General features: G+C 54.4%; 1 pseudogene. It reads left to right on the top strand.

The window, feature by feature from the left end:
* A pseudogene (locus tag A3730_RS01095) lies at positions 1 to 658 on the top strand (MmgE/PrpD family protein); the annotation flags it as partial.

The following is a 658-nucleotide window of genomic DNA, read 5'->3' as shown; positions in this document are numbered from 1 at the left end:
TGCTGTTCAGCAAGACCAACAAGGACCAGGCCATCAAGCCGGAAGAACAGCGTCAATTCAGCTTCCAGCGCGGTTATGGCTCTTACGTGATGGAAAACATCCTTTTTAAAATTCGCTTCCCGGCCGAGTTCCACGCGCAAACGGCATGCGAGGCTGCGGTATTGCTGCATCCGGAGGTAAAAAACCGCCTGGATGAGATCGACAAAATTGTCGTAACCACCCATGAATCAGCCATCCGCATCATTTCCAAAGAGGGACCACTGGCCAACCCGGCGGACCGGGACCATTGCCTGCAGTACATGATTGCCGTGCCCTTGATCATGGGGGACCTCAATGCCGACCACTACGAAGACAGCTTCCACGCCAACAACCCGATGATCGACACCCTGCGGAATAAAATGGAAGTCGTGGAAAGCGAAGAGTACACCCGCGATTACCTCGACCCGGATAAGCGTTCCATCGCCAATGCGATACAGGTTTTTTTCAGCGACGGTACAAAAACGGATGTTGCTGAGGTGGAATACCCCATAGGCCATCGACGCCGTAGAGAGGAGGGCATGCCCGTGCTGAAGAGCAAGTTCCACCAGAATTTGCTGACCTGCTTCCCGCCAACACGGGCGCAACACATCCTCGACGCCTGCAATAATCCCCAGTCCCT

It is taken from the genome of Alcanivorax sp. HI0044, assembly GCF_001634945.1.
Note: the sequence above shows the minus strand (reverse complement) of the source record. Positions and strands in the feature narration are given on the sequence as shown.